We start from the raw sequence: 18,559 nt of genomic DNA, 5'->3' as shown, positions 1-18,559 counted from the left end.
CTATTCAAGAGAGGGCGGCGGATCGCTTGCGGTGCTGGAACGAAGTTGGCGAGCGCCCGGTGGCTGCCTTGAACATGGCGCAGAACGCGCTGTCGGTGGCATAGCCGCTGGCTGCCGCCACCTGGCTTACGGCCATGCCGCGCGCCAGCAGTGGCAGCGCGTGCGCCATCACGGCCTGTTGCCGCCATTGCTGCCAGCTCATGCCGAGCTGGTCGCGGAACAGCCGCGCCACCGTGCGCTCGCTGGCGCCGATGGCCGCGGCGCGCTCGGCCAGCGTGGCCCGGTCGGCCGGATTGCGAAGCAGCGTTTCGCACAACTGCCGCAGCCTCTTGTCGGTAGGCAGCGGCACGTCGATGCGGATCTGCGTGGCGCGCTCCAGCTCGTCCACCAGCAGCGGGGCGATCATGCGTTCGCGCTGCGGCGCATGCGGGTCGGCCGGCGGCAGCCCGTCGGGGGTGGTGTCGAGCGCGAGCATCAGCGCGCGCAGCAGAGGGCTGATTTCAAGCACCTCGCACTTTTCCCACGGCGGTCCGAGCCAGGCATGCAGGTACACGGTGCGCAGCTCGGCATCTTCGATCAGCATGATGCTGTGCGGCATGTTGGCCGGCACCCAGACCGCGCGCGACGGCGGCACGATGTAGCTGCCGTCTTGCGTGCTGAGCCGGATCACGCCGCGGGTCGAGAAGGTGAGCTGCGGCCAAGGATGCTGGTGCAGCTCGACGAAGGTGTCGGCGCTCAGGAAGTGTTCCTTGGCGCGCAGCGGCCGCACGGCGTCGGGTGCGTAGAGATGCGGCGTGAGCGAGGCCACGCTGGTGACCGGGGAAGGGGTGGAAACGGCGCTTGGCATAGTTTCGACAAATGTTGTCGCTGTATCGCCATTCTGCCGCGGCCGGCGCGCATAGCATCGGTGCCTGCCCCGGTTTTTTGTAGCAATCCATGTCTTCAACTTCTTCTCCGACAGCCGCTTCTTCCACCAATTTGCGAGGCGACGCGCAACTGATCGGACTGGTCGGCCTGGCCCATGCCATCAGCCACTTCAGCCAGCTGATCCTCGCGCCGCTGTTTCCCTGGCTCAAGGACGCCTTCAACGTGAGCTACACCGAGCTTGGCGCGGTGCTGACGGTGTTCTTCGTGGTCTCGTGCGTCGTGCAGGCGGCGTCGGGCTTCATCGTCGACAAGCTGGGGCCGCGGCCGGTGCTCTTTGTGGGGCTTGGCGCGCTGGCGCTGGCGGCTTTCGGCTATGCCCTGGCCCAGAGCTACTGGATGCTGCTGCTGTGCGCCATCGTGGGCGGCATCGGCAATGGCGTGTTCCACCCGGTCGACTACACGCTCTTCAACCGCAAGGTAGCACCGACGCGGCTCGGCCACGCCTACAGCGTGCACGGCATCACCGGCAGCCTGGGCTGGGCGCTGGCGCCGGCCTTCGTGGTGCCGATTGCCATCGCCTTCTCGTGGCGCGTGGCGCTGGCATCGGCGGGTGTGCTGGCCATCGTGGTGCTGCTGGTGCTCTGGGCGTATCGCAGCGTGCTCTCGCTCGACGTGAAGACGGTGCAAAAGGCCACCGGGCACGGCGAGCCCGCACCCATCGGCGGCGAGTTCGACTTCCTGCGCATTCCCGCCGTGTGGATGTGCTTCGGCTTCTTTTTCTTCTATGCCGTTGTGATCAGCGTGGTGCAGACCTTCGCGCCGGTGGCGGCAGGCCACCTGCACGCGGTGCCGGTGGCGCTGGTGGCGGTGTGCCTCACGGTGTACATGGTGGCCAGCGCGGGCGGCATGGTGGTCGGCGGCTTTCTCGCCTCCGACCCGTCGCGCTGCGAACGCATCGTGGGAACCGGCTTCGGCATTGCGGCCGTGTTGGCGCTGGTGCTCGCTTTTGCGCAATTTCCGCCCGTGATGGTGCCGGTGCTGTTCGGCGCCATGGGTTTTGTCTCCGGCGTGGCCGGGCCTTCGCGCGACTTGCTGGTCAAGCGCTCGACGCCGCCCAACGCCACTGGGCGTGTCTACGGCGTGGTGTATGCGGGCCTCGACATCGGACAGGCCCTGGCGCCGCTGGTGTTCGGCCGTCTCATGGACCACGCGCAGTACACGAGCGTGATCGTTGGCCTTGCACTGGTGCAGGCGGTGCTGATTGCCAGCGCCTTCAACGTGAGGCGGGTGCGCCGCACGGCGCTGGTGACGGCATCGGCCTGACCGATTCGCGCGTGCACCGGACGCGGTCGATATCATCGGCCGCATGCAGGCCTTGTATGTGTATGTGATCGCCGGCGCCGTGCTGGCGGGTTTTGTGCAGGGCCTGTCGGGCTTTGCCTTCGGCTTGGTGGCGATGTCGGTTTGGGCCTGGACCCTCGAACCGCAACTGGCAGCAGTGCTCGCCTTGTTCGGCGCGCTCACCGGCCAGATGATCGCCGCCGTCACCGTGCGCCGAAGCTTCGACAGACACGTGCTGTGGCCCTTCGTGGTCGGCGGGCTGGTCGGCGTCCCTTTCGGCGTGTGGCTGCTGCCGCACCTCGACCTCGTGGTCTTCAAGGTCTGCCTCGGTGTGCTGCTGGTGCTGTGGTGCCCGGCCATGCTGATGTCGCAGCACCTGCCGAAGGTCACCTTCGGAGGGCGAATCGCCGACGGCATCGCGGGGAGCATCGGCGGTGCCATGGCAGGCATCGGGGGCTTCTCGGGCACCATTCCCACGCTGTGGTGCACGCTCCGTGGCTTTCAGCGCGACACGCAGCGCGCGGTGATCCAGAACTTCAATCTCTCGATGCTGCTGGTGGCGTTCGCGATCCACGTCGCGAGCGGCAGCATTGCCCGCTCGATGTTGCCGCTGCTGGGGCTGGTTGCGGTGGCCGTCGCGGTGCCGGTGCTGCTGGGCGCACGGCTCTATATCGGCATCAGCGAGACGGCTTTCCGCAAGGTGGTGCTGGGCCTGCTGACCGCATCGGGCGTGGCGATGCTGGCTTCGGGCGTGCCTGCGCTGCTGCAGCGCGCCTGAGCGCCGGCTCGGTCTACGCTGTTGGCAAGATCTCGCGCACGCGCTCCCAGGGCCGGCACATCAACGTGCCGCGCGGCGAGACGACGATGGGCCGCTGCAGCAGGATCGGATTCGCGACGATGAAGTCGAACAGCTGGTCGTCGGTCAATTTCGGATCGGCCAGGCCCAGCGCTTCATAGGGCGCCTCCTTCGTTCGCAGCAGGTCGCGCGCGCCCATGCCCATGGCCTTTGCCAACTCGCGCAGCTTCTTCTTCGACGGCGGCGTCTCCAGGTAAAGAACGATCTCCGGCTCCACGCCGCTTTCGCGGATCAAGCCCAGCACATTGCGCGAGGTGCTGCAGTTGGGCTTGTGGAAGATGGTCATCGGGTAGGTGGTGGTCGGCGTGCGTGCGGTGGTCATGTCTCCGGGTCCATCGAGAAGGGATAGCGCGCCGCCCAGAACTCGGCCAGGCGTGGATCGGCATCGACGCGCCGCACCACACGGGCCATGCGGGGTGCTTCGCGATAGAAGCGTTTGCGATGCGGCGTCCAGCGCGACAGCACGGTGACGTACAGGTCGAGCATGCTCAGCTTTTCTCCGAGCAGATAGGGCGCGGGTTCGTCGATCTGCGTGTCCATCAGGTGCCAGCAGTGCGCAATGCGCTCGGCCGTGCGTTCCAGCATCACAGCTTGCGCCGCCGGATCGGGCGTGAGGCGCGTGGGTTCGTCGCGCACCCAGTACATCCAGTAGATCGCCGCCGGCAAGTAGACCATCCATCGCAGGTAGCGCGAGCGCAGCGGATCGTCCGGCGCGGGGCAAAGCCCCGCTTCCGGATAGCGATCGCCGAGCCAGATCAGGATGGCCGCGCTCTCGGTCATCACTTCGCCGGAAGGCAGCACGAGCGCGGGCACCTGACGCATCGGGTTGATGCTCGACACGCGCTCGCGCTCTGATTCCCCCTCCCACGGAGAGACGTCGACAACGTCGACCTGCGCGCCGATCAGCGTCAGCGCCGCATGAACGGGCGTGGCACCCGAACCGGGTGCGCCGTAGAGGGTGTAGCGGTCGTTCGAAGCGGATGAAGAAGCCATCCGCGCAGATTACTGCAGCCTCGTGCCGCTTGTCACGCGATGGCCAGGGCCGCGTCGACCTTCTTCAAGCCTTCGAGCGTCTTCACGCAGGCTTCGGCCACTTCGGTGCCCTTGACGGCAAAGTGCCGGTGGAAGTATTTGCGGTGCTCCACGTGCTCGTGGAAATGGTGCGGCGTGAGCACGGCCGAGAAAATCGGCACGTCGGTTTCGAGCTGCAGCGACATCAGCGTGCTGACCACGGTGCTGGCCACGAACTCGTGGCGGTAGATGCCGCCATCCACCACCAGCGCACAGCCCACGATGGCCGCGTACTTGCCCGAGTTGGCAAGCCGTTTGGCATGCAGCGGGATCTCGAAGGCACCGGGCACATCGAACACGTCGATGAGGTCGCGCGGCACGCCGAGCCGTTCCATTTCGGCAAGGAAGGCGTCGCGCGCCTGGTGGACGATGTCGGAATGCCACTGCGCCTCGACGAATGCGATGCGCTCGCCGCGCGGTTTGCCCGACGCGTCGATGGCGGAAAGGGGAAGGTCGTTGATCTGACTCATGGTGTGCCTCTTGCTTGAAAGCAGGTTTCCTGAATCAGGGCGCACGAAACCGCAAGCCAGACCGCGCGCTTCAATGGAAAGCGCGCGGACCGGCCCGCATTTCGCGCTCTCTTTCATCCGGACTGTGACCGTCGGCTTCGGAATTGCACCGAAATCTGCTGACCCCGCAGCCCATTGCAGGCCGCGGGCGCTCGCGGGCTCGTGCGGCCCCTCTCTCGAAGAAGCCGCCATTACCGCCGGTGGGGAATTTCGCCCCGCCCTGAGAACGCTTGCCATCCGGCATGCCGGACGACGGGCCGATTCTAGAAGCCAGCGGCGGCGCAGGTTGTCGCCCGTGCGCCAGACCTTCAGCGGCGCGGGGATTCTGCCGGGGTGGCTCAGCGGCCGGCGAGGAACTGCGTCATGCGGTGCAGCTCCTCGTCGAGCGCTTCGCGAAACGCCGCGTCGCGCGGCTTCTTGTCGACGTAGCCAAAGGCCGGCTGCAATCGGCCCTCCGGTGCGCTCACGTTGGCCCAGCCGATCACGCGGTCGTGCCAAAGCAGCGGCAGCGCGTAGTAGCCGAACTGCCGCTTCGGCGCCGGCGTGTAGGCCTCGAACTTGTATGTCCAGCCCCACAGCAGCTCGAAGCGGCGACGGTCCCACACCACGGGGTCGAAGGGGGCGAGCAGGCGCACAGCGTCGTCGGGCGCGTGGCGCTTCGAGGCCGGGTTCTCGCCGGCGGGCCAGTACCAGGTGGTGCCGTCGATCTTGCAACTGGCGAGTTGTTCTTCGCGCGCCAGGCGCAGCGCGGCCTGCGTTTGCGCCGCGAGATGCGGCGCACCGTAGCCGAGCAGCCGCACGAGGTAGGTCAGGCTTGCAGCGGGCAGCGGAGCGTACTTGCGCACCACCAGCTCGATGAGCGCGGCGGCGCGTTGCGCACGGCCAGCGGGGCTCTCGTCGGCGGGCAGATGGGTCACGGCCTCGTAGACGCGCGTGCCGCTGTCGCGGCGCACCACGCGCAGCATGCCGCGGTAGTGCAGGCCGTCGAGCAGGCGCGTGGTGGCGTTGCTCGAACCGCCCCAGTAGTTCTTCACGCGGCCATGCGCGAAGTGCTGTTCAACTTCGCGCGGATGCACCGGTCCGCGTTCGCGCACGAAGGCCAACACGTCGGCAGCCTTGCGGTGAGTGTCGGCATCCCAGGGCTGCTTGGCTTCACGCGGATGCATCAGCGCCAGGTGTTCGCGCGGCAGAAAGCCATAGTTGACGAGGCAGTCTTCCTCGATGGCAAGCCGCGTGTAGCGGCTTTCGAGATCGCCCGCGCGGTAGTCTTTCACGCGGTGGCGCAGCGTCAGGTCTTGGGCGCGCGCGGGTGCGCGGATCGGGTCGGCCTGAACGAAGCCGAGTTGGCGGATCGCTGACGGCAGCGTGGTCGGCTTGAAGAGGGTGCGCGCTACTGCATAGCGGCGCAGGTCGTTGAGGGTCGGGGTAGCCATGTGGCGGATTGCAGCACAGGTGGCGCGATTCTGCGTGCTGCTGTTCGTGGTGCGCGTCCCGCCGACGGGGTACCTTGCTCCGCGAATGTCCTCCGGCCTGCGGCCTCCCCCTTTATTTCGCTGCGCAAGGCACCCCATCGACGGGATCGTTTCTCAGAGAGGGCGCCGGGTGCTCCCCGCAGCGAAATAAAGGAGGAGCCGAAGGCGGGGGACATTCGCGGAGGGGAGTACCCGGTGGCCTGTGCACGCGCCCTGAATGCTCCTCCGCCAACCGAACCTAGACGGCCTGTTTGTGCCGCTCGATACACACGTCGAGCGTTTCGCTCCCGGCACGCTGCCACCAGTCGAGGTTGGAAAAAATCTCGACCTCGCAGAACCCCGTGAACCCCGCGTCCTCAACCCAGCCGCGGATCTTCTTCAACTCGACCACGCCATCGCCCATCATCCCGCGGTCGGACAGCAAGTCGCGCGTCGGCGTGAGCCAGTCGCAGACGTGGTACGCCAAGAGGCGTTCGCGGCCGGCGCGGGCGATCTGCTGCTGCAGCTTCGGGTCCCACCAGACGTGATAGATGTCCAGCGCCACGCCGAGCATGCCGCTCTTGTCCGCGTCGAGCTCGTCGCAAATGTCGAGCGCATGTTCGAGCGTGTTGATGCAGGCGCGGTCGGCGGCTTGCATGGGATGCAGCGGCTCGATGGCCAGCGGCATGCCGACTTCGCGGGCGTATTCGAGCGAGGCGGCGATGCCGTCGCGCACCTCGTTGCGCGCACGGGCGATGTCCTTGTAGGCCGCTTTGCCTTCGAGTGCGCCGGGGAGGGCGCCGACGACCAGCACGAGGCAGGGCGCATCGAGCGTCTTCGCTTCGTCGATGGCGCGGCGGTTGTCGTCCAGTGCAGCCTTGAGGCCTGTTGCATCGGCCGCTGGGAAGAAGCCGCCGCGGCAGTAGCCCGAAAGACCGATGCCATGTTCCTTCAACTGCTTTGCAATCTTGTCGAGCCCGACGGCGGCCACCTGGTCGCGCCAGGGGCTGATGGCGCGAATGCCGCGCTCGGCGCACTGGTCGATGATGCGGTCCAGCGGCACCTCGGCGCCGAGTTGTTTGCGGACGGTCGCGGTGTTGATCGACAGCCAGTCGTGGTTCTGCGAGAAGTCGCGCATAGCTTTTCGATCAGCCTTCCACGCCGTGTACTGCAAGCAGCGTCTTCATGCGTTGAACCGCCAGCTCCGGATGCTCCAGCAGGTTCGCCGCATCGGCCAGCCGGAACAACTCGGCAAAGTGCTGCAGCGACCGCGTGCTCTGCTGGCCGCCGACCATCGTGAAGTGCTTCTGATGGCCGTTGAGCCAGGCCATGAACACCACGCCGGTCTTGTAGAAGCGCGTCGGCGCCGCAAAGATGTGGCGCGACAGCGGCACCGTCGGGCCGAGGATCGCGTGGAATTTTTCGGTGTTGCCCTGCGCCAGCGCGCCCAGTGCGGCGCTGGCCGCCGGGGCAATGGCGTCGAAGATGCCCAGCAGCGCATCGCTCTGGCCGTGCGTCGGCTCGCTGCCGAAGCCGTCGCCGGCGATCAGCTCGGCGTAGTTGAAGTCGTCGCCGGTGTACATGCGAACGCCTGCCGGGAGGCGGCGCCGCATCGCGATTTCCTTGTCCTTGTCGAGCAGCGAAATCTTGATGCCGTCCACCTTGTGCGGATGCGCGGCAATGACCGCGAGCGCCGTGTCCATTGCCGCATCGGTGTCCTTGCTGCCCCAGTAGCCCGCAAGGGCCGGATCGAACATGTCCCCCAGCCAATGCAGCACCACCGGCTGCTTCGACTGACTCAGGATGCGGTCGTACACGCGCTCGTAGTCGGCGGGGCTCTTTGCCACCCGGGCCAATGCACGGCTCGCCATCACGATCAGCTTGCCGCCCAGCGCCTCGATGGCGGCCATCTGCTCTTCGTAGCCACGAATCACGTCGTCGACGCTCTTCACCTCGTCGATGTTCAGGTGGTCGGTGCCGCACCCCGAGGCGACCAACGCGCCCGGCACGTCCTTGGCCGCATCGAGCGAGCGGCGGATCAGTTCGAGCGAGGTCGGCCAGTCCAGGCCCATGCCGCGCTGAGCCGTGTCCATGGCCTCGGCCACGCCCAGACCCAGCGAGAACAGATGGCGTCGGTAGGCGATGGTGGCGTCCCAGTCGACCGCCGATTGCAGCCACGGGTCGATAGCAGCCAGTGGATCGGCCACAACGTGCGCCGCCGAGTAGGCGATGCGATTGAACTTGACGCCCGCATCGGGCTTCACCGGCGCGGTGCCGCGCAGGGCGTAGGGTGCGAGCGTGCCGCTCGCGGTGGGGAGGTTCAGGGTGAGTGCCATGCTTGCCGCCTCAGATCTTCAGTTGCGGCACATCGATCCAGCGGCGGTCCTTCCACGACTCGAGTGCGGCCTCGACCAGCTGCACGCCCTTGGCGCCTTCGGGCAGCGTCCACTTGTAGGGCTCGTTCTCGACCACGTGGCGAATGAAGTGCTCCCACTGGATCTTGAAGCCGTTGTCATACGCCTGCGAATCCGGAATCTCCTGCCACTGGTCGAAGAAATTCATCATTTGCTTCTCGTCGGGGTTCCACACTGGGCGCGGCGTGGCCACGCGCGACTGGGCGCGGCAGCTCGAAAGGCCGGCCACGGCCGAGCCGTCGGTACCGTCCACGTGGAAGGTCACGAGGTCGTCGCGGCGCACGCGCGTGACCCAGCTCATGTTGATCTGCGCGATCACCGGCTCGCCGTTGTGGCCGGTGAGTTCGCAGGTGGCGTACGCGGCGTCGTCGGCGGTGGCTTCATACGGCTTGCCGGCTTCGTCCCAGCGCTTGGGAATGTGGGTGGCCCCGATGCACGACACCGACTTCACCTCGCCGAACAGGTTGTCCAGCACATAGCGCCAGTGGCACATCATGTCCAGGATCATGCCGCCGCCATCTTCCTTGCGGTAGTTCCAGCTCGGGCGCTGAATGGGCTGCAGGTCGCCCTCGAACACCCAGTAGCCGAATTCGAGGCGCACGCTGAGCATGCGGCCGAAGAAGCCCGCGCGGCGCAGCATGTCGAGCTTGCGCAGGCCCGGCAAGAAGAGCTTGTCCTGCACGGCACCGTGCTTCAGGCCCGAGCCTTCGGCCAGCCGCGCGATCTCGACAGCCTCGTTCAGGTTGGTGGCAATCGGCTTCTCGCAGTACACGTGCTTGCCGGCGCGGATGGCCTTGGCCAGCAGTGTGGGGCGCATCTGCGTGGTGCCGGCGTCGAAGAAGATCGTGTCTTCCTTGTTCTCGAGCGCCTTGTCGAGGTCGGTGCCCCAGCGCGCGATGTTGTGCGTCTTGGCGAGCGCTTCCATCTTCTCGGCGTTGCGGCCGATGAGGATGGGGTCGGGCATGACCTTGTCGCCGTTCGACAGTGTGACGCCGCCTTGTGCGCGGATCGCGCAGATCGAGCGGATCAGGTGCTGGTTCATGCCCATGCGGCCCGTGACGCCGTGCATGATGATTCCGAGTCGTTGTGTAGCCATGTCTTCAGCCGAGAAAAAGTTGGAGGGAAAGGGGGAGAACAGCAGAGCGGCGGATCACTGCGTCGGCGTCAGGCCGGCGGCCTTGACCAACGTCGCGTTGGTCTTGATTTCGTCCTTGATGTACGCGTCGAACTGCTCCGGCTTGAGCGTCCATGCATCGGCGCCGAGCTTCAGGAAGCGTTCCTTGACCTCGGGCGAAGCCAAGGCCTTGGCCACTTCGTCGTGCAGCCGGTTGACGATGTCGCGCGGCGTCTTTGCCGGCGCCATCATTCCGATCCAGAAGTTGAACTCGGAGCCCGGCACACCGGCTTCAGCCGTGGTCGGCACGTCGGGCAGGGCCGCAGCGCGCTTGGGCGAGCCGACCGCCAGTGCCAGCAATTGCCCATCCTTGATCTGGCCGATGACCGGCGCGATGGGCGAGAAGTAGTAGTCGACGCGTCCCGACAGCACTTCAGTCACGGCCTCTGCCGAGCCCTTGAACGGGATGTTGGTGGCGTCGATCTTCGCGGCCAGCTTGAACTTCTCGGCGTTGAGGTGGGTGGCGCTGCCCTGGCCCGCAGAGGCGAAGTTGATGGTGCCGGGCTTGGCCTTGGCCGCCGCAACCAGCTCCTGCAGCGTCTTGATGTTCTTCGAAGGCGAGATCACCAGCGCATTGGGCAGCGACGAAATGGGCGTGACACCGGCGAAGTCGTTCACCGTGTCGAACGGCAGCTTTGCGAACGTCGAAGGGCTCACCGTGTGCGACGACGAGTGAATCATGATCGTGTAGCCGTCCGGCGCGGCCGTGGCCACGGCCTGCTGGCCGATGGTGCCGCTGGCGCCGCCGCGGTTGTCCACGACCAGCGTCTGGCCCATGCTCTGGCCCATCTTGTCGGCAATGGCTCGCGCAATGATGTCGGTGGTGCTGCCGGCTGCGAAGGGCACGATCACCCGAATGGGCTTGTTGGGATATCCGCCCTGTGCCGAGGCTAGCCCCGGCATCAAGGCGGCGAGGCAGGTGAGCGTGGCGAGTGCAGTGGTGCGTACAAGTTGCTTCATGGGTTGTCTCCGTGCGGTCGGGCCGCCTTGTCTTGCCGATTAATTCACCAGTGAGTGAATTGGCAATTCTAAAAAGGCTGCCGCCGCAGCGCAACCGCTGCGGATTGGTACATACCCGGAGATGCAGGAAGGCGCCCGGAGGGCTCAGTGCAGCACGTAGCCCAGCACGAGGTCGGTCATGTGCGAGAGGCGCTGCGCCATGGCCTTGGGCGCGCGCAAGTCACGGCCGAAGACGGCCGAAAGCGTGTGGTTGTTCGACAGGTAGAAGTAGCAGAGCGAAGCGATCGAGATGTACAGCTGCACCGGGTCGACGCCGGCGCGGAACAGCTTGTCGCGCTTGCCGCGCTCAAGCACCGTATCGAGCAGCTGCACCAGCGGCGAGTTCATTTCCTGGATGCGCTCGGACCGCTTGAGATGCTCGGCGCAATGCAGGTTCTCGCTGTTCAGCAGCGTGATGAACTCGGGGTGCTCCAGGTAGTAGTGCCAGGTGAAAGAGACTAGCTGGCGAATGGCCTCGACCGGGTCCATTTCATCCAGGTGCAGCTGCTGTTCGGCCTGGCGGATGTCGGCATAGGTGCGCTCGAGCACAGCCAGGAACAGGTCGTCCTTGCTGCCGAAGTAATAGTAGATGAGTCGCTTGTTCAGGCCTGCGCGCGCCGCGATGCTGTCCATGCGCGCGCCGGCCAGGCCTCGTTCGGAAAACTCGTCGCGCGCCGACGCAAGAATCGCGAGTTGCGAGCGATCGGCGTCGCGCGAGCGCGGTTCGGCGATTTCGGGTGGGAGATCCTTGGGGGCTTTCATGGCGCGAATTTAACCAGTTGGTGAATTAACGCAAGGCGTTGAGAGCGGACGCACAGAATTGCCGGAGACATTTGCAGCTGAGGTTCGACTTCTCGTGAGTACATCACAACCGGTCTGCTGCAACGCAGGCGGGTCCGGGCAAAAAAAAGCCGGCATGTGCCGGCTTTTTGATTCGGGAGCGCGATGAACGCGCAGTGCCCGAGCGCTTACTTGACGTGCTTGCCGATCAGCGCAGCCAGTTCGAACATCGAGACTTGCGGCTTGCCGAAGATTTCCTTCAGCTTGGCGTCGGCGTTGATGTTGCGCTTGTTGGCCTTGTCTTGAAGGTTGTTCTTCTTGATGTAGTCCCACAGCTTGCTCACGACGGCGGTGCGCGGCAGAGGCGTCGAACCGACCACAGCGGCGAGTGCCGGGCTGGGGGTCAGGGCCTTCATGAACGCGGCGTTGGGCGTGCGCTTCTTGGCGGGAGCGGCCTTCTTTGCAGGAGCAGCCTTCTTTGCCGGAGCAGCAGCCTTCTTCGCAGGAGCGGCAGCCTTCTTTGCGGGAGCAGCAGCCTTCTTGGCCGGTGCAGCCTTCTTCGCAGGAGCCGCAGCCTTCTTAGCGGGAGCGGCTTTCTTTGCCGGAGCTTTCTTGGCCGGAGCCTTCTTTGCAGTTGCCATGGTTGATTTCCTTTTTTGGTTGAACGTTCACCAATGAAAAACTTGCGTCTCCAGTGGCATTGCGGATGCTAAAGGAGAAAAAACGCGTTTCCAAGGGAAAAAGTGGTTTTTTCATTGGGAGCTGTTGTTTTTTCAGAGGGGAGAACCCGAGGTTTTCAGCTTCGGCGTTCGGGCCACGTCGCCAGCACCACACCAGTGAGCGCAAGAGCGAATGCAATGAGCTGTGCCCAAGAGAGGCTCTCGCCAAGCACCAGCACGCCAACCAGCGCTGCGCTCACGGGCAGCATCACCGCGAAAACTCCCGCTTGCGCAGCGGGCACGTGGCGTAGGCCCGTCATCCAGAGCCACACCGTCCAGATGCTTGCGGCAAGCGCGTAGACCACGAGCAAGGCCCAAGTGCCGATGCGCACGGCAGAGAAGTCGAACTGCAATGCGAACCAGATGCCGAAGGGCATCGACAGCACGAAGCCCCACAGGTTGATGAGCGACGAGATCCGTTTGGGCCCGAGCCGGCCGGTGAGCGACTTGCCGATCACCGCATAAGCTGTCTCGCACAGCACCGCGCAGAACACCAGCAGATTGCCGAGCCAGGGCATGGACGAGCGCGAAGAGCCTTCAGCGTTGGCTTGGACGTGCGCAGGCGCAAGTGCGAGCAGCCCGATGCCGATCGCCGCGCAGCCGATTGCCAGGCCGATGCGCACCGTGATGCGCTCGCGCAGGAAGAGCCAACTCGCAACCGCCACGGCCGCCGGCATGGACGCCATGATCACGCCGGCCGACACCGCGCTCGTGAGGCTCACGCCGAACAGCATGCAGATCGAGAACAGAAAGTTGCCGAGAAACGATTCGAGAAAGACCAGGCCGCGCGTGCGACCGCTCATGGGCGGTTCGCCCGGCGGGCGCTGCAGCCAGTGCGGCATGGCGAGCGCGGCAATGCCGAAGCGAAGCCATGCGAGCAGCAGCACCGGGAAGACGGCGACCAGTGGTTTGGAGAGGGCGACATAACCGCCGACGAGCGACATGCTCAAGGCCAGGCAGCCGTAGGCGACGAGGCGGCTGGAGGCGGGGACGGCGGTGTTCAATAGACTCGATGCTTTGTTGTGGGACGATGGATTCAATGATGCCGCAATCGCCGAAATCCGTTGGCCTGCCGGGCGCACACACCGTGCGTCACGTGTTCGTCTACGGCACGCTGCGACGCGGCGGGCGCAACGACATCGCGCGCTTCCGTCCCGAACCCTTTTTCGTGACCGATGCCGTCATTGCGGGCACGCTGTACGACCTGGGCGCCTATCCCGGCGTGGTGCTGGGCGGCAAGCGGCGCGTGGTGGGCGAGATCTACCGCATCGAGCCCGAGGTGGAAGTGGCACTCGACGTGCTCGAAGAAGTTGCCGACGACGCCGGCGAATACATCAGGCGCACTGTGATGGTGGAAGCTGGCGCGCAGCAGTTCGAATGCCTGGTCTACGAGATCCATCTGTCACGCATTGCAGGGCGTGCCGTTATCCGGAGCGGCGACTGGATCGCGCACGCGGCTGCAAGGTAAGACCAATTCCAGGCCTCGTTTTCACGCCTGAAATCCTCATTGCATATCGTGAAATGAGCGACTGCTGCGCCGCAATATTTTTTCTCGATATGAGAAAAATAATTTTGCATTGAGAAATACATCCGTAAGCCGTTGATTTTCATGGGATAAAAATATGTCTTCTATAAGACATAAGAGTCCAAGATCGGTTTACAGTGACTCCACGGCCGCAGCGCCCATCTTTCAATCAACCTCACGGAGTGACCATGCCCCAGACCCTCACCGAACAACTGAGCCGCGAACAGCAAATTGCCGCCCTCGAGAAAGAATGGGCCACCAATCCCCGCTGGAAGGGCATCAAGCGCGGCTACAGCGCCGCCGACGTGGTGCGCCTTCGCGGCTCGTTCCCCATCGAGCACACGCTGGCCCGCCGCGGTGCAGAGAAGCTCTGGGAGCTGGTGAACAACGAGCCCTACGTCAATTGCCTCGGCGCGCTCACGGGCGGCCAGGCCATGCAGCAGGTGAAGGCCGGCGTGAAGGCCATCTACCTGTCGGGCTGGCAGGTTGCCGCGGACGCCAACACCTATTCGGCCATGTACCCGGACCAATCGCTGTACCCGGTGGACTCGGTGCCGACCGTGGTCGAGCGCATCAACAACACCTTCCGCCGCGCGGACGAAATCCAGTGGTCCAAGAACGTGAACCCCGGCGACAAGGGCTATGTCGACTACTTCGCGCCCATCGTTGCAGACGCTGAAGCCGGTTTTGGCGGCGTGCTGAACGGTTTCGAACTGATGAAGGCCATGATCAAGGCCGGCGCCGGCGGCGTGCACTTCGAAGACCAGCTCGCCTCGGTCAAGAAGTGCGGCCACATGGGCGGCAAGGTGCTCGTGCCGACGACCGAAGCGGTGCAAAAGCTCGTCGCCGCACGCATGGCGGCCGACGTCTGCGGCACGCCGACGCTCGTGATTGCCCGCACCGACGCCGAAGCAGCCGACCTCATCACCAGCGACTACGACGAGAACGACAAGCCGTTCCTCACCGGTGAGCGCACCGCCGAAGGCTTCTACAAGACGAAGAAGGGCATGGACCAGGCCATCAGCCGCGCCGTCGCCTATGCGTACTACGCCGACCTGGTGTGGTGCGAAACCGGCACGCCCGACCTCGAGTTCGCCCGCAAGTTCGCCGAAGCCGTGCACAAGGTGCACCCCGGCAAGATGCTGGCCTACAACTGCTCGCCCTCGTTCAACTGGAAGAAGAACCTCGACGACGCCACCATTGCCAAGTTCCAGAAGGAACTGGGCGCCATGGGCTACAAGTACCAGTTCATCACGCTGGCCGGCATCCACTCGATGTGGTTCAACATGTTCGACCTCGCACAAGATTACGTGCAGCGCGGCATGTCGGCCTACGTCGAAAAGGTGCAAGAGCCCGAGTTCGCAGCGCGCGACCGCGGCTACACCTTCGTCTCGCACCAGCAGGAAGTGGGCACCGGTTACTTCGACGAGGTGACCACCGTCATCCAGGGCGGCAAGTCCAGCGTCACGGCGCTGACCGGTTCGACCGAGGAAGAACAGTTCCACTGACCCGCTGATCGCCTGAACAGACGATTCGCTGTCACCATCCAGCCCGGCCTAGTGCCGGGCTTTTTTTGTGGGGCGTCGCAAAACCCGGCAGCCGATGGCCTGAGCGGCCACCGGATAGAATTGCGGCTCTCTGCACCCAACAAGAGCGAGAAAGGCACCTTGGTTATGACACCGCGAACTACTCCGCAAGGATTCAGCGGCTTTTTCTTCGTCTCCGAAGGAAAGGGCCGGTAGCCCGCGCTCGCTGGTTTCTGCCAGCTCCCAAACCAAGCAAAGCGCGGCCAGTCACCGCGCTTTTTGTTTTTCTGCCCCGAGGTTTTTCATGATCCAGATCACGCTTCCCGACAACTCGCGCCGCGAGTTCCCAGGCCCGGTTTCGGTGGCCCAAGTTGCCCAGTCCATCGGACCCGGGCTCGCCAAGATGACGGTGGCCGGCAAGGTCGACGGCAAGCTCGTCGATGCCAGCGACGTCATCGACCGCGACGCCAAACTCCAGATCATCACGCCCAAGGACGACGAGGGCCTGGAGATCATCCGCCACTCGACGGCCCACCTGGTCGGCCACGCCGTGAAGCAGCTCTACCCGACGGCCAAGATGGTCATCGGGCCGGTGATCGAGGAGGGCTTTTATTACGACATCTCGTACGAGCGCCCCTTCACGCCCGAAGACATGGCCGCCATCGAGGCGCGCATGAAGGAGCTGATTGCGCAGGACTACGACGTGGTCAAGAAGATGACGCCGCGTGCCGAAGTCATCGAGGTCTTCAAGTCGCGCGGCGAAGACTACAAGCTGCGCCTGGTCGAAGACATGCCCGACGAGCAGGCCATGGGCCTCTACTACCACCAGGAATACGTCGACATGTGCCGCGGCCCGCACGTGCCGAACACGCGCTTCCTGAAGGTCTTCAAGCTCACGAAGCTGGCCGGCGCCTACTGGCGCGGAGACGCCAAGAACGAGCAGCTGCAGCGCGTTTACGGCACGGCCTGGGCCGACAAGAAGCAGCTCGACCAGTACATCCAGCGCATCGAAGAAGCCGAGAAGCGCGACCACCGCAAGCTGGGCAAGGAACTCGACCTGTTCCACATCGACGAAGTGGCGCCGGGCGTGGTGTTCTGGCACCCCAAGGGCTGGGCCGTGTGGCAGGCCGTGGAGCAGTACATGCGCGGCATCTACCGCGACACGGGCTACTGGGAAGTGAAGGGCCCGCAGATCCTCGACAAGAGCCTGTGGGAGAAAACGGGCCACTGGCAGAACTACCGCGACAACATGTTCACGACGGAGTCGGAAAAGCGCGAATACGCGCTCAAGCCGATGAACTGCCCCGGCCACGTGCTCATCTTCAAGAGCGACCTGCGCAGCTACCGCGACCTGCCGCTGCGCTACGGCGAGTTTGGCCAGTGCCACCGCAACGAACCCAGCGGCGCGCTGCACGGCATCATGCGTGTGCGCGGCTTCACGCAGGACGACGGCCACATCTTCTGCACCGAAGACCAGATCCTCGATGAATGCATCGCCTACACGGAGCAGCTGCAGAAGGTCTACGCCGACTTCGGCTTCACGGACATCCTCTACAAGGTGGCCACGCGGCCCGACAACCGCGTCGGCTCTGACGAGCTGTGGGACAAGGCCGAGCATGCTGTCATGGAGGCGCTGCGCCGTTCAGGCGTCGACTTCATCATCTCGCCCGGCGACGGCGCCTTCTACGGCCCCAAGATCGAATACACGCTGAAGGACGCGCTGGGCCGCCAGTGGCAGTGCGGCACGATGCAGGTCGACTTCAACACGGCAGAGCGCCTGGGCGGCGAATACGTCACGGAGTCGAGCGGCCGCGCACACCCCGTCATGCTGCACCGCGCCATCGTGGGCAGCCTGGAGCGCTTCATCGGCATGCTGATCGAACACCACGCTGGCGCACTGCCCGCATGGCTCGCTCCGGTGCAGGTGGCGGTGCTCAATATCAGCGAAGGGCAGGCCGACTACGCTGCTTCAGTGGCTAAAACGCTGCAGAATCAAGGGCTTAGGGTTCAGCTGGATCTGCACAACGAGAAGATAACGTATAAAATACGCAAGCATTCGTTGCAAAAGCTTCCCTATATCCTCGTCGTAGGCGACAAAGAGAAGGAAGCTGGTGCCGTCGCAGTGCGCGCCCGGGGCAATCAAGACCTCGGTGCAATGTCCCTCGAATCGTTCAAGCAGCGGCTCGACCAGGATGTTGCTGACAAGCGTTGATTAGTCCCTGAAGCACCCCAACTTGTGTTTCTCGACCAAATCATGCCGCTTGTCCGCGAGGACTGACCCGGCTTCCGCTACAGATTTTGTAGCATCTTTTGAAGGATTCTGACCATCGCTACTGCATTTCGCGACCGCCGCCACCGCGAGGAACGCCAACACCGCCTGAACCGGGAAATCATGGCCCCGGAAGTCCGCCTTGTAGGCCCGGAAAACGAGCCAATGGGTGTTATGAGTCTCTCCGAGGCCTTGCGCCTTGCCGGTGAGGCTGACGTGGATCTGGTAGAGGTCGTTGCCGCGGCCAATCCGCCAGTGTGCCGCCTGATCGAGTACGGCAAGTTCAAGTACCACGAGCAGAAGAAAGCGGCCGAGGCGAAGTCGAAGCAGAAGGTCATCGAGGTCAAGGAAATCAAGTTCCGCCCCGGTACCGACGATGGCGACTACAACATCAAGATGCGCAACATCAAGCGCTTTCTTGAAGAGGGCGACAAATGCAAGATCACGCTGCGCTTCCGCGGCCGCGAGATCACGCACCAGGAGCTCGGTCTGGCCTTGCTGCAGCGCATTCGCGATGAGCTGGCCGACCTGATCGTCGTCGAGCAGTTCCCCAAGCTCGAAGGCCGGCAGATGATCATGATGATCGCTCCGGGCCGCAAGAAGCCGGGTGGCGGTGGTGCCGCCAAGCCCGCGTCGACGGAAACGTCGTCGGCGCCCGCGGCAGCCTGAAAAGGCTGGCCGGGCTAGAGAGAGTCAGTTAGCAGGGTTTAAAGAATTTCGCCGTTGCCGGCGCTTCGCAAGAAGGGCAGGCAGGGGCGAGATAAAGAAGTGTCTCGGGGCCAACAAGTCCGTGGAGTATCCGCGGCGCCTCACGAGCACAAACTAAAGGAGCATTCATATGCCCAAAATGAAGACCAAGAGCAGCGCGAAAAAACGTTTCCGCGTTCGTCCCGGTGGCACCGTCAAGCGCGGTCAAGCCTTCAAGCGTCACATCTTGACGAAGAAGACCACCAAGAACAAGCGTCACCTCCGTGGTGCAGTCGCAGTGCATGAAACCAACATGGTTTCTGTCGCCGCCATGCTGCCCGGCCGTGGCATTTAACTCAGACGAACAAGGA

General features: G+C 64.4%; 19 protein-coding genes and 1 riboswitch. Of the genes, 7 read left to right on the top strand and 12 right to left on the bottom strand.

The features are described 5' to 3' along the window. Window positions 1-4 precede the first annotated feature (4 nt). A complete protein-coding gene (locus ASC78_RS19265) occupies window positions 5-847 on the bottom strand; it encodes an AraC family transcriptional regulator (protein ID WP_055804758.1) in 843 nt (280 codons plus the stop codon). An 89-nt stretch (window positions 848-936) separates the two neighbouring features. Here ASC78_RS19265 and ASC78_RS19260 point away from each other — a divergent pair, with 89 nt between their 5' ends. Together ASC78_RS19260 and ASC78_RS19255 are read left to right on the top strand one after the other, a co-directional pair. After that, a complete protein-coding gene (locus ASC78_RS19260; RefSeq protein ID WP_055804755.1) occupies window positions 937-2,190 on the top strand; it encodes an MFS transporter in 1,254 nt (417 codons plus the stop codon). A 43-nt stretch (window positions 2,191-2,233) separates the two neighbouring features. Next, entirely contained in the window at window positions 2,234-2,986 is a 753-nt protein-coding gene (locus ASC78_RS19255; RefSeq protein ID WP_055804752.1) for a sulfite exporter TauE/SafE family protein, read from the top strand. Window positions 2,987-2,999: 13 nt separating this feature from the next. Here ASC78_RS19255 and arsC read toward each other — a convergent pair whose 3' ends face one another. The 11 genes from arsC to ASC78_RS19200 form a co-directional block, all read right to left on the bottom strand. Then, on the bottom strand, window positions 3,000-3,386 hold the full coding sequence (gene arsC / locus ASC78_RS19250) for an arsenate reductase (glutaredoxin) (protein ID WP_055804749.1): 387 nt from the start codon (window positions 3,384-3,386) through the stop codon (window positions 3,000-3,002). Next, window positions 3,383-4,057, bottom strand: coding sequence for a glutathione S-transferase family protein (locus ASC78_RS19245; protein ID WP_055804747.1), 675 nt, complete (start codon window positions 4,055-4,057; stop codon window positions 3,383-3,385). The genes arsC and ASC78_RS19245 overlap by 4 nt, the downstream gene beginning before the upstream one ends. Window positions 4,058-4,089: 32 nt before the next feature. Continuing rightward, window positions 4,090-4,605 (bottom strand): 6,7-dimethyl-8-ribityllumazine synthase, encoded by a 516-nt coding sequence (locus tag ASC78_RS19240; protein ID WP_055804744.1) that lies wholly within the window; start codon window positions 4,603-4,605, stop codon window positions 4,090-4,092. A gap of 101 nt (window positions 4,606-4,706) precedes the next feature. Further along, window positions 4,707-4,876, bottom strand: a riboswitch (FMN riboswitch). Between the two features lie 106 nt (window positions 4,877-4,982). Continuing rightward, window positions 4,983-6,077 carry a DNA glycosylase AlkZ-like family protein gene (locus ASC78_RS19235; protein WP_055804741.1) on the bottom strand — a complete coding sequence of 365 codons (1,095 nt, stop codon included), beginning with the start codon at window positions 6,075-6,077 and terminating at the stop codon, window positions 4,983-4,985. A gap of 277 nt (window positions 6,078-6,354) precedes the next feature. Further along, on the bottom strand, window positions 6,355-7,233 hold the full coding sequence (locus ASC78_RS19230; protein ID WP_055804739.1) for a sugar phosphate isomerase/epimerase family protein: 879 nt from the start codon (window positions 7,231-7,233) through the stop codon (window positions 6,355-6,357). A 10-nt stretch (window positions 7,234-7,243) separates the two neighbouring features. Beyond that, entirely contained in the window at window positions 7,244-8,431 is a 1,188-nt protein-coding gene (locus tag ASC78_RS19225) for a dihydrodipicolinate synthase family protein (protein ID WP_055804736.1), read from the bottom strand. A gap of 10 nt (window positions 8,432-8,441) precedes the next feature. Continuing rightward, the gene (locus ASC78_RS19220; RefSeq protein ID WP_055804734.1) at window positions 8,442-9,605 is read right to left on the bottom strand and encodes a Gfo/Idh/MocA family protein; all 1,164 of its coding nucleotides are present in this window, start codon (window positions 9,603-9,605) and stop codon (window positions 8,442-8,444) included. 54 nt (window positions 9,606-9,659) lie between these two features. Next, window positions 9,660-10,643 carry a tripartite tricarboxylate transporter substrate binding protein gene (locus tag ASC78_RS19215; RefSeq protein WP_055804731.1) on the bottom strand — a complete coding sequence of 328 codons (984 nt, stop codon included), beginning with the start codon at window positions 10,641-10,643 and terminating at the stop codon, window positions 9,660-9,662. Window positions 10,644-10,787: 144 nt separating this feature from the next. Next, window positions 10,788-11,444 (bottom strand): TetR/AcrR family transcriptional regulator, encoded by a 657-nt coding sequence (locus ASC78_RS19210; protein ID WP_055804727.1) that lies wholly within the window; start codon window positions 11,442-11,444, stop codon window positions 10,788-10,790. 206 nt (window positions 11,445-11,650) lie between these two features. Further along, the gene (locus ASC78_RS19205) at window positions 11,651-12,103 is read right to left on the bottom strand and encodes an SWIB/MDM2 domain-containing protein (RefSeq protein WP_055804724.1); all 453 of its coding nucleotides are present in this window, start codon (window positions 12,101-12,103) and stop codon (window positions 11,651-11,653) included. A gap of 155 nt (window positions 12,104-12,258) precedes the next feature. Next, a complete protein-coding gene (locus ASC78_RS19200; RefSeq protein ID WP_055804723.1) occupies window positions 12,259-13,185 on the bottom strand; it encodes a DMT family transporter in 927 nt (308 codons plus the stop codon). 38 nt (window positions 13,186-13,223) lie between these two features. Between ASC78_RS19200 and ASC78_RS19195 the strand changes: the two genes are divergently transcribed. From ASC78_RS19195 to rpmI, 5 genes are all read left to right on the top strand, one after another. Next, window positions 13,224-13,649, top strand: coding sequence for a gamma-glutamylcyclotransferase family protein (locus ASC78_RS19195; protein ID WP_055805068.1), 426 nt, complete (start codon window positions 13,224-13,226; stop codon window positions 13,647-13,649). A 245-nt stretch (window positions 13,650-13,894) separates the two neighbouring features. Further along, a complete protein-coding gene (gene aceA / locus ASC78_RS19190) occupies window positions 13,895-15,214 on the top strand; it encodes an isocitrate lyase (protein ID WP_055804720.1) in 1,320 nt (439 codons plus the stop codon). A gap of 322 nt (window positions 15,215-15,536) precedes the next feature. Further along, window positions 15,537-17,444: a threonine--tRNA ligase gene (thrS, locus tag ASC78_RS19185; RefSeq protein WP_055804717.1), complete on the top strand. Its 1,908-nt coding sequence runs from the start codon at window positions 15,537-15,539 to the stop codon at window positions 17,442-17,444. A gap of 105 nt (window positions 17,445-17,549) precedes the next feature. Then, a complete protein-coding gene (gene infC, locus ASC78_RS19180; RefSeq protein ID WP_082517596.1) occupies window positions 17,550-18,170 on the top strand; it encodes a translation initiation factor IF-3 in 621 nt (206 codons plus the stop codon). Window positions 18,171-18,339: 169 nt separating this feature from the next. Further along, on the top strand, window positions 18,340-18,543 hold the full coding sequence (gene rpmI / locus ASC78_RS19175; protein ID WP_007832497.1) for a 50S ribosomal protein L35: 204 nt from the start codon (window positions 18,340-18,342) through the stop codon (window positions 18,541-18,543). Window positions 18,544-18,559 lie beyond the last annotated feature (16 nt).

The organism is Variovorax sp. Root318D1 (genome assembly GCF_001424835.1).
Taxonomy (GTDB): Bacteria; Pseudomonadota; Gammaproteobacteria; order Burkholderiales; family Burkholderiaceae_C; genus Variovorax.
This window is presented reverse-complemented; position numbering and strand designations above follow the sequence as displayed.

Excerpts from the sequence above, each read along its gene's own strand:
- ASC78_RS19215 (WP_055804731.1), bottom strand. The coding sequence starts at position 10,643 with ATGAAGCAACTTGTACGCACCACTGCACTCGCCACGCTCACCTGCCTC.
- ASC78_RS19220 (WP_055804734.1), bottom strand. The coding sequence starts at position 9,605 with ATGGCTACACAACGACTCGGAATCATCATGCACGGCGTCACGGGCCGC.
- aceA (WP_055804720.1), top strand. The coding sequence starts at position 13,895 with ATGCCCCAGACCCTCACCGAACAACTGAGCCGCGAACAGCAAATTGCC.
- rpmI (WP_007832497.1), top strand. The coding sequence starts at position 18,340 with ATGCCCAAAATGAAGACCAAGAGCAGCGCGAAAAAACGTTTCCGCGTT.
- ASC78_RS19195 (WP_055805068.1), top strand. The coding sequence starts at position 13,224 with ATGCCGCAATCGCCGAAATCCGTTGGCCTGCCGGGCGCACACACCGTG.
- ASC78_RS19225 (WP_055804736.1), bottom strand. The coding sequence starts at position 8,431 with ATGGCACTCACCCTGAACCTCCCCACCGCGAGCGGCACGCTCGCACCC.
- ASC78_RS19210 (WP_055804727.1), bottom strand. The coding sequence starts at position 11,444 with ATGAAAGCCCCCAAGGATCTCCCACCCGAAATCGCCGAACCGCGCTCG.
- thrS (WP_055804717.1), top strand. The coding sequence starts at position 15,537 with ATGATCCAGATCACGCTTCCCGACAACTCGCGCCGCGAGTTCCCAGGC.
- ASC78_RS19265 (WP_055804758.1), bottom strand. The coding sequence starts at position 847 with ATGCCAAGCGCCGTTTCCACCCCTTCCCCGGTCACCAGCGTGGCCTCG.
- ASC78_RS19245 (WP_055804747.1), bottom strand. The coding sequence starts at position 4,057 with ATGGCTTCTTCATCCGCTTCGAACGACCGCTACACCCTCTACGGCGCA.
- ASC78_RS19255 (WP_055804752.1), top strand. The coding sequence starts at position 2,234 with ATGCAGGCCTTGTATGTGTATGTGATCGCCGGCGCCGTGCTGGCGGGT.
- ASC78_RS19205 (WP_055804724.1), bottom strand. The coding sequence starts at position 12,103 with ATGGCAACTGCAAAGAAGGCTCCGGCCAAGAAAGCTCCGGCAAAGAAA.
- ASC78_RS19230 (WP_055804739.1), bottom strand. The coding sequence starts at position 7,233 with ATGCGCGACTTCTCGCAGAACCACGACTGGCTGTCGATCAACACCGCG.
- arsC (WP_055804749.1), bottom strand. The coding sequence starts at position 3,386 with ATGACCACCGCACGCACGCCGACCACCACCTACCCGATGACCATCTTC.
- ASC78_RS19235 (WP_055804741.1), bottom strand. The coding sequence starts at position 6,077 with ATGGCTACCCCGACCCTCAACGACCTGCGCCGCTATGCAGTAGCGCGC.
- ASC78_RS19240 (WP_055804744.1), bottom strand. The coding sequence starts at position 4,605 with ATGAGTCAGATCAACGACCTTCCCCTTTCCGCCATCGACGCGTCGGGC.
- ASC78_RS19260 (WP_055804755.1), top strand. The coding sequence starts at position 937 with ATGTCTTCAACTTCTTCTCCGACAGCCGCTTCTTCCACCAATTTGCGA.